The organism is Nonomuraea sp. NPDC001636 (assembly GCF_040298265.1).
Classification (GTDB): Bacteria; Actinomycetota; Actinomycetes; order Streptosporangiales; family Streptosporangiaceae; genus Nonomuraea.
Genome location: NZ_JBEOZT010000075.1, coordinates 1 through 5,207 on the forward strand (window position 1 = coordinate 1; position 5,207 = coordinate 5,207).

Genomic DNA, 5,207 nt, shown 5'->3' on the forward strand with positions numbered 1-5,207 from the left:
CAAACAATTAAGTACAGAAATAAGCTCATTAAAAGCTCATATAAGAGATTTACAGACAAATATAAAGGTTTTATATCAACAAACGAAACAAGTCTTTAAAGAGCAATTTAAGACGTTTAGAGGGCTTGTAAAAAATGAATTGGTTGGAAGAGAGGTAGAAAATCATTTTGAACGGGAGCATGAACGTGAAAATAAGAAGAAAATAAGTAGACATCGAGGGTATGACATGGAGCGATAGAAGACATTCAAAAAGTAAATAAAACTTTTGGGAAACTTTATTTGACAATCTTTTGAGAGAATATGTGTGATAAAATTAAAAAACGAGCCATGCTCGAACATGGCTCGTTTCAAAGGGTATTTCAGCGAAAATACCAATAACTTGTTGTCGTATATAGATTATCATAATTTTATTATTAGGGTAATACCTGAATTATGATTTTTGGTATTTTTGTTGGTGCTCGGAATATTGAGAGGAGCAACAACAAATGAAAAAGAAAGAGATTTTAGAAGTTACAGAGATGTTGAGTACTTTTATTGACGCTGGTGCAGGTGCTCAAGAACTTATGAAGGCGATCACTGAAAGAAATCTACATAAGAATTCAAATTTTATATTTGTTTTTCATACGTTAAAAGCTTGGATTGAAAGTGATAATCCAGAAGTGAAGCTTAGTAAAACAGAGAAAGCAGTTTTATTTACTTTGCTACCTTATGTCGGTTGGAATAATCAAATTGAACTTTTACAACCAACTATGCAAAAACTATGTGGTTATAAAGATAGGTCATATTTTAGTAAGGTTTTAAATTCATTAGTAAGGAAAAATGTTTTAGAAAAACAAAGTGTAGGAAAACAAAATTATTGGTTTTTTAATTCTTTACTTGTTAAAAAAGGTAATTCTAAAGAACGAAAACCATATATAAAATTTGAACTAAAAGACTAGTAAAAATTACTAGTCTTTTTTATTTACATATTTTCCCAATATGTGGTTTTTACCCCACATATATGTGGTTTTTACCCCACATATTGGGAATTAATTACAATCGCTAGAACCCCTGATATAATCATGTTTATTCACTTTTTTATTAAAAATTCCATGTTGTTCTTTCTATATCTATATAAGGGGTTGGTTTTTCTCCATACAATGGTCAGGTAGTATTTTTTGAAAAAAACTCTCAAAAAATCTCCACCTTTCTTCCATTGCATTCCAAAATTCGGCTGGTTTTTAGCGTTCGCCAAGCCGAACAGACCAAAAACGGGATTAAATTGCTCGACTTGGACTCGTAATTATACCAGCCGAACCACCAAGTTCTATCGTTCCAAGTGATAAACTTATCCGATAATAAATTACGTTCTTGGGGGCTAGCCCCCAAACCCCTAGCCAGCACTCACACCCAAAAACAGGGAAACTCAACATTGGATTACTAATTTTGTTTTCCAAAAGTATATGCAATTTTACATATACAGAAAAAAGAGTTTTGAAATATGACATACTTATCTTTGTTAAAAAAATTTATTTCTGGAGGAATTATACATGTTAAAAATTAAATCTAAATTCAAAAAAATCATTCCAGCAACAATGGCATTTGCGGCTCTTTTAACAGTTGCACCTTTATCTTCTTTTGCAGCTGAAACAGAAACGCCTGTAAAAAATAATGTAGTGAATTTCCCACAAACAAATTATAAAGTAGAAAATGTAAATCAAACTGTTTCTTTAGATGAAGATGGTGATGTATCAGCTCAAGGGTGGAAAAAATCAGCTGTTGTTTGGGGCTTAAAAAATGGTGGAGATGCGTTACAGACACTTACAAAATGGTTGGGTGCTGGAACTAAAGAAGCAAAATATTTGAATAAACATGCGAAAAGTATTGCTAATGCATTAGATCGTTTTGAAAGTCATATTGAACAAAATTTAATTGATTTTATGATTTTTGAATGCGGAATTCCTGGTGGATCAGCTCGAGTTATTGCAAGTGCAATTACTGGTCTTGTTTTATAATTATTGAATTGTAGGTGTTTAATATGAATATTGAACAAGAAATTTCTAAGCTAAAATATCATAAAGAATTAATGTTAACTATGCTTTTACATGAAAACCCTGATAAATTTTCTTTTTATCATCAAATTATTAACCATGATTTAGAAAAAAAAGATGAGATAGCAATTTTAAATATTATTTCTTTATTTAACAAAAGGTTATCTAATGAAAATACATTTGATTTTGAAAAAGAATTTTTTGATTCTATTAGTTTACAAGTAATTTATGATTGTAATGTAAAACCAACTATTGAGGAATATGAAGGTTATTTAAAGGCAATAAATATTCCGATAAACCCTAAATATTTATTAATGGCAATTAATAAGCAAAAAGAATCAGATAATGTTTGTGAATTTTTATTAGAAAAATATAAAGAAAAATAAGGTGCTTTTGCACCTTATTTTTTATGTGTAATGGAGGATCAAAAATATGAAAAAATTTATTATGATAGCTGTATTGTTATTTGGACTATGCAGTGGAAGTGTAACTTCTTTTGCGAGTGAGTTATCAAAGAAAGATGATTATTTAATTATGTTTCGAGATAAAATTGATGAAAATTTGATTGAAAAACAAGGTGGGGAAGTAAAAGAAACGTATTCTAATTTACCCATTGTAAAAGCTGAATTTCCTTATGATCCAACAAAGACTTTGAAACAGTATTTTGAAGTCTTGGAAGTTGAACAAGATGGAAATGTAAAAGCAAATGGGACGAAACAGTCTTTACATAATGGGGTATCCAGTGTTTTATCTACGAAAGGAAAAGGAGTTTCCCCTCTTACTGGGAAAGGAATTGCTGTTGCGGTTTTAGATACTGGTATTGATAGAGAGCACCCAGATGTAAAGATAAAAGATGGCGTTTCATTTGTTGAAAATGTTTTAGATTTTGATGATGATAATGGTCATGGAACACATTTAGCGGGTATTATTGGAGCGCAAAAAAATAATAGCGGTATGACAGGAATTGCTCCTGATGTGGATTTATATGCAGTGAAAGTATTAGATAAGTATACGAATGGAAAATATAGTACAGTTGTAAAAGGAATCGATTGGGCAATTGAACATAAGGCGAATATTATTCTAATGAGTCTAGGTGGAAAAAAAGAATCTGTATTTTTTGAAGAAGCCATTAATAAAGCATATGAAAAAGGAATTTTGTTAGTTTCATCAGCAGGGAATGAAGGATATAAAGAGGGAGATTCAATTACTTATCCAGCTAAATTTAATTCTGTAATTGCAGTTGGAGCGTTAGATGCTAAAGATCAACGAGGGTTCTTATCTAGTAAAGGAGAACAGTTAGAATTAATGGCACCAGGTGTAGATATTTGGAGTACTTGGAATGATGGTTCTTATAGATTTGATAGTGGTACTTCAATGGCAGCCGCTCATGTAGCTGGTGTGGCATCTTTGTTATTAGAGAATGATAGAATGTTGTCTAATCAACAAGTAAGAGAGTTATTAAAAAAATCAGCAACTCCTTTAGGAAGTCCATTTGAATATGGAAATGGGAAAATAAATTTAAGTCATGCTTTGCAAATGATGAATCAAAAATAAAAGAGAACCAACTTTATAGTTGGCTCTCTTTTATTTTTTAAAGGGGTATAGAAGGGATAAGTATTAAAGGGTATAAAAAGGACTATAAATTATATATTGAAAAAGGGTATATAAAGGGATATGATGAAAGGAACAAAATATACCCTAAGAGGATGTTAAAAATGGCGAAAGAACAAATCAAATTATATGTTTCTGAAGAAGAAAAAGAACGATTAGAGTTATTAGCTAAAATGAATAGCACAACAGTTTCGAACTATGTAAGAATGACAGCTTTAGGTGTTCGTGTTAGACCACCTAAAGAAATTCCTGTAGTTGTTGAAAAAGAAAGATTAGAAGATGAGGACAAATTGGTGTTACAGGAATTGCTTGAACGAACACAAGGAAAAAAAGATTTTATTACACTAGATAGAGAATTTAATACACGTTTAATTGCACTAGCTGGACGATTACTCGAATAAAGAGGAAATTTTGAGGTAAGTGTCAACGGTACCGGACCGAGCCCGAAAGGGATCGGGAGGATAAGGAGTGGACACGTACGTCAGATGTATCACCCTCTTGGCAGTTCCTCAAAACATATTGTTTTGGGGACGCCAACCGGCGAGGGAGCCCCTCAAGGATTGAGGGGTTGGGGAGTTCGATGGATGGGGTCAAGGGGAAAAGTTCCCCTTGTGGGGTGTGGGGCAAAGCCCCTAGCATTTGTCACGCTATGGCGTGATTTGGCGAAGCCAACAAGGTCTCGCAGAGCCCACACCAAATGTAATTTGGTATAGTGGGCTATACCAAAACTTTGGATTCGCTCTCTCGATATGTTATGATAACCTTAAAAGTAGTCCTCTTACGGAAGACAATTGTGAGGGAAAAACATGAACAAATTCGCAATCATTCACATGCAGAAATTTCAAATTTCTGATGTGCAAGGGATTCAAAAACATAATCAAAGACAAGGAAAAAGTAAATCAAATTTAGACATCGATTATTCGAAAAGTGAACAGAATTATGATTTGTTGAATCAACAAAAAATTAGATATGAAAGCACAATTAAACAAGAGATCAGTGAGCGAGTAAAACGAAAGCCACGGGCAAATTCTGTTGTGCTTTCAGAATTTGTAGTAACAGCTTCGCCTGATTACATGCATTCATTAAGTTTAGAAGAACAGAAACGTTATTTTGAGAGTTCACTAGATTTTATTCAAAAGCGTTATGGCAAACAAAATACGTTGTATGCGATGGTTCATATGGATGAAGCGACACCACATATGCATATTGGTGTGATGCCAATTACAGAAGACAATCGTTTGTCCGCAAAAGATATGTTTACGAGAAAAGAATTGATATCTTTGCAACAGGACTTCCCGTTGGAAATGCGGGAAAAAGGTTTTGATGTAGATCGGGGAGAAGGTTCTGAGAAAAAACATTTATCGCCTCAAGCCTTTAAGGAAAAACAAGATTTAGAAGTAGAAGTGGAACAGTTATCCAATGTAAAAACGCATTTAAAGACAAAAGTAGTGGAAACGCATAATCAATTACAACAAACCACAAACTACATCGAAAAACAGAATGAAACGTTACAAAAAATTCAGCAACAATTTTTGAGTTTAGATAAAAAAATAAAAGAAAAGAAAC

The 5,207-nt window shown here is 32.6% G+C and carries 7 protein-coding genes; all 7 read left to right on the plus strand.

Annotated elements, in window-relative coordinates; genetic code table 11:
• Positions 1-238: hypothetical protein (locus ABT158_RS50870; RefSeq protein ID WP_502911648.1), on the plus strand; the 238-nt coding region annotated here is incomplete at its 5' end.
• A 247-nt stretch (positions 239-485) separates the two neighbouring features.
• Complete coding sequence (locus tag ABT158_RS50875) at positions 486-938, plus strand: hypothetical protein (protein ID WP_021728522.1); 453 nt, start codon at positions 486-488, stop codon at positions 936-938.
• A gap of 591 nt (positions 939-1,529) precedes the next feature.
• Positions 1,530-1,994 (plus strand): YqxI family protein, encoded by a 465-nt coding sequence (locus ABT158_RS50880; protein WP_011839882.1) that lies wholly within the window; start codon positions 1,530-1,532, stop codon positions 1,992-1,994.
• 23 nt (positions 1,995-2,017) lie between these two features.
• Complete coding sequence (locus tag ABT158_RS50885) at positions 2,018-2,416, plus strand: DUF1878 family protein (RefSeq protein WP_021728521.1); 399 nt, start codon at positions 2,018-2,020, stop codon at positions 2,414-2,416.
• Between the two features lie 46 nt (positions 2,417-2,462).
• Entirely contained in the window at positions 2,463-3,584 is a 1,122-nt protein-coding gene (locus ABT158_RS50890) for a S8 family peptidase (protein ID WP_021728520.1), read from the plus strand.
• 152 nt (positions 3,585-3,736) lie between these two features.
• Positions 3,737-4,042, plus strand: a complete 306-nt coding sequence (locus ABT158_RS50895; protein WP_326067524.1) for a plasmid mobilization protein — start codon at positions 3,737-3,739, stop codon at positions 4,040-4,042.
• A gap of 405 nt (positions 4,043-4,447) precedes the next feature.
• Positions 4,448-5,207, plus strand: a 760-nt coding sequence (gene mobV / locus ABT158_RS50900) for a MobV family relaxase (protein WP_352366674.1), incomplete at its 3' end; no start/stop codon positions are given.

Excerpts from the sequence above, each read along its gene's own strand:
- ABT158_RS50895 (WP_326067524.1), top strand. The coding sequence starts at position 3,737 with ATGTTAAAAATGGCGAAAGAACAAATCAAATTATATGTTTCTGAAGAA.
- ABT158_RS50885 (WP_021728521.1), top strand. The coding sequence starts at position 2,018 with ATGAATATTGAACAAGAAATTTCTAAGCTAAAATATCATAAAGAATTA.
- ABT158_RS50880 (WP_011839882.1), top strand. The coding sequence starts at position 1,530 with ATGTTAAAAATTAAATCTAAATTCAAAAAAATCATTCCAGCAACAATG.
- ABT158_RS50890 (WP_021728520.1), top strand. The coding sequence starts at position 2,463 with ATGAAAAAATTTATTATGATAGCTGTATTGTTATTTGGACTATGCAGT.
- ABT158_RS50875 (WP_021728522.1), top strand. The coding sequence starts at position 486 with ATGAAAAAGAAAGAGATTTTAGAAGTTACAGAGATGTTGAGTACTTTT.